This is a genomic window from Salinisphaera sp., assembly GCF_035690525.1.
Classification (GTDB): domain Bacteria; phylum Pseudomonadota; class Gammaproteobacteria; order Nevskiales; family Salinisphaeraceae; genus Salinisphaera.
Genome location: NZ_DASSKM010000171.1, coordinates 1 through 3,119 on the forward strand (window position 1 = coordinate 1; position 3,119 = coordinate 3,119).

The window sequence follows — 3,119 nt, forward strand, 5'->3', positions numbered from 1 at the left end:
TCAGCGACAATGAAGCCGCTCGGCAGGTGAACAACGCCAAAACCGAGATCTTTCAATCCATCAATCAAGCCCGGATTCCGGCTGCCTGAAGCTCGCTATCCGCCGCGCTGCTCAGGCTCATGTCTGGGTTGGAAAAGACTCGCCGGCATCGCGATCTTCACCACCGCCGCCAGCGGCCATCGCGTGGCCTATCGGCTGCGCCATTTTCTCGGCGAGACGCTGGCACCCCAGATCACGCTGCACGGCGTGTTTCTCGAAGTCCTGTCGATCGGCCTGCTGCTGGTCGGCGAACCGGGCGTGGGCAAGTCGGAGCTAGCGCTGGAACTGATCAACCGCGGCCATCGCCTGGTCGCCGACGATGCCCCGGAATTCGTGCTGCTCGGCCCCGACGATCTCAACGGCGGCTGTCCGCCGCTGCTGCAGGATTTTCTCGAGGTTCGCGGGCTCGGCATTCTCAATATCCGCGCGATGTTCGGCGAAGCCGCGATCAAGCGGCGCAAGCAGCTCGGACTGGTCATCCGCCTGGTACGCGGCGACACCGGCGCTACGGCCCCGCCCGACCGGCTGACCGGCGCCCGGGCGACGCGCGAGATCCTGGATACGTCGATTCCCGAGATCACGCTACCGGTCGCGGTCGGGCATAATCTATCGGTTCTGGTCGAAGCCGCCGCGCGCGATCATTTGCTGCGCATGCAGGGCCAGTACAGCGACGAACAGTTCGCCGCGCGTCAGGCACAAGTCATCGGGGACAACTCCACGGGAGCGGATTCATGCGACTGATCGTGGTCAGCGGGCTGGCGGGCGCCGGTAAATCGGTGGCGCTCAACATGCTCGAAGACCTGGGCTACTACTGCATCGACAATCTGCCGCTGGGGCTGCTGCGCGAGGTCTCGGCGCATACGCTGCATCGTCAGGGGCTGGATTTCGATCGCCTGGCGATCGGCGTGGACGCGCGCGCGCGCAAGAGCGAGATCGCCGACTTCGGTGCGCGCGTGGATGCGCTGCGCGAGGCCGAGCTCGATATCGAGATCATCTATCTGCATGCCGACGAAGAGACCATCCTGCGCCGTTATTCGGAAACCCGGCGCAAGCATCCGCTGTCCAGCGACCAGCGCTCGCTGATCGACGCGGTCGCCCTCGATGTCAAGCTGACCCAGCCGATCGCGTCCAAGGCCGATATTTCGATCGATACCAGCCGGCTGAACATTCATCAGTTGCGCGATATCATCCGCAACCGCGTGGAAGGCGCGGCCTCGGGCGAACTGTCGATCCTGGTGCAGTCGTTCGGCTTCAAGTACGGGCTGCCGCCGGCGGTCGACTTTGTGGTCGATGTGCGCTGTCTGCCCAATCCGCATTGGGTGCCCCAGCTGCGCGCGCTCACCGGCCTGGACAGCGCGGTCGCCGAGCATCTGGCCGCGCAACCGGCCACCCACGAGATGCGCGACGACATCCTGCGTTTTTTCACCCGCTGGCTACCCGATTTCGCGCGCGAGGACCGCACTTACATCACCCTGGCCATCGGCTGCACCGGCGGCAAGCACCGCTCGGTCTATCTCGCCGAACAGATCGCCGAACATCTGCGGCGCCAGTACGCCAACGTGCTGGTCCGACACAACGAACTGCACTGATGAACGCGGCGAATCCGGGTCGCGTCGGCGTGCTGCTGGTCGGCCACGCCGGGCTGCCCGAAGCGCTGCTGCGTGCGGCCGAACACATACGAGGCGGCCCCGACCCGGCGACCCGGGCCGTCGGCATCGATTCCGATGCCGATATCGACGCCGCGCAGCGCCGTGTCGCCGAAGCCGCGGCGGCGCTGGACACGGGGGCGGGCGTACTGATACTCATCGATATCATGGGGGCGACGCCGTACCGGATCGCACACGCCGCGACCCAAAACCGCGAACGGGTCGCGCTGGTCACCGGCGCCGCTCTGGCGATGCTGGTACGCATTCACAATTACCCCGACCTGGGGCTGGACGAACTGGCCGATGCGGCGCTGGCCGCCGGCCGACGCAGCGCGGTTCGGGTGCGCTAGGCCGTTACAACCACTAGCGCCGTTACAATCAACAAGAGCCGTGTCATGCCAACTCGGGAACTGTCGATCGTCAACAAGCTGGGTCTACACGCGCGCGCGGCCAGCAAATTCGTCACGGTCGCGTCGCAGTTCGCTTCGCGCATCACCGTGGCCAAGGACGGCCGCGAAGTCTCGGGCAAGTCCATCATGGGCGTGATGATGCTGGCCGCCGCCCGCGGCAGTACCATCCGGGTAAGCGCCGAAGGCGAGGATGCCGTCGAGGCGCTCGGCGCGCTCGACGAACTGGTCGCCGACCGCTTCGGCGAGAGCCAGTGAGCATGTCGCGCTATACGCTCGACCGGCCGGGGCGCCCGGCATGAGTTTGTGGCTGTCGGCGATCGGCGCGTCGCGCGGGGTCGCGATCGGGCCGGTGCACCGCATGCACGGCACCGACCTGGACATCCCCGAGTATCACATCGACGCCCGGGCGATCGACGACGAGATCGCGCGCTTCAACGTCGCCGCGCGCGAGGCCCGCGAACAGCTCGCCGCCGTGCGCGAACAGATTCCGGCCAACGCGCCGTCGGAGATCGGCGCCTTCATCGAGACCCATCTGCTGATGATGGACGACGCGGCGCTGATCGATACGGTGGCCACCCGCATCCGCGACGATCGCGTGAACGCCGAATGGGCGTTAAAGCTCCAGGCCGAGGAACTGATCGACGTCTTCGAGCAGATGGACGACGGTTATCTGCGCACCCGGCGCGACGACATCGCGCACGTCACCGCGCGCCTGCAGCGCGTGCTGCTCAATCAGGAGCATCCGATCGGGCCCAGCCCGATCGACGAGGCCGGCGACCCGCCGGTGATCGTGGCCGACGAACTCACTCCGGCCGATATTATTCTGCTGCATCAGCAGGGTGTGGCGGCGGTCGTCACCGAGCACGGCGGCCCGCTGTCGCACAGCGCCATTCTCGCGCGCAGCCTGCGCATTCCGGCGCTTATGGGCGCGGTCAGCGCACGCCGTGTCCTGGCCGACGACGAAACCGTGATCGTCGACGGCGAGGCCGGCCATCTGCTGGCCGATCCCGACGCCGCCGCGCTG

Annotated in this window: 5 protein-coding genes; all 5 read left to right on the forward strand. The window is 66.7% G+C overall.

Translation table 11 applies throughout. The features are described 5' to 3' along the window. Positions 1-183: 183 nt before the first annotated feature. Complete coding sequence (locus tag VFJ08_RS13095) at positions 184-780, forward strand: hypothetical protein (RefSeq protein ID WP_324997665.1); 597 nt, start codon at positions 184-186, stop codon at positions 778-780. Beyond that, positions 771-1,628 carry an RNase adapter RapZ gene (rapZ, locus tag VFJ08_RS13100; RefSeq protein WP_324997666.1) on the forward strand — a complete coding sequence of 286 codons (858 nt, stop codon included), beginning with the start codon at positions 771-773 and terminating at the stop codon, positions 1,626-1,628. Before VFJ08_RS13095 ends, rapZ begins: the two co-directional genes overlap by 10 nt. After that, on the forward strand, positions 1,628-2,035 hold the full coding sequence (locus tag VFJ08_RS13105) for a hypothetical protein (protein WP_324997667.1): 408 nt from the start codon (positions 1,628-1,630) through the stop codon (positions 2,033-2,035). The genes rapZ and VFJ08_RS13105 overlap by 1 nt, the downstream gene beginning before the upstream one ends. A 45-nt stretch (positions 2,036-2,080) precedes the next feature. Continuing rightward, the gene (locus tag VFJ08_RS13110) at positions 2,081-2,350 is read left to right on the forward strand and encodes an HPr family phosphocarrier protein (RefSeq protein WP_324997668.1); all 270 of its coding nucleotides are present in this window, start codon (positions 2,081-2,083) and stop codon (positions 2,348-2,350) included. A gap of 40 nt (positions 2,351-2,390) precedes the next feature. Then, the coding region (locus VFJ08_RS13115) for a phosphoenolpyruvate-utilizing N-terminal domain-containing protein (protein WP_324997669.1) at positions 2,391-3,119 on the forward strand (729 nt) is incomplete at its 3' end.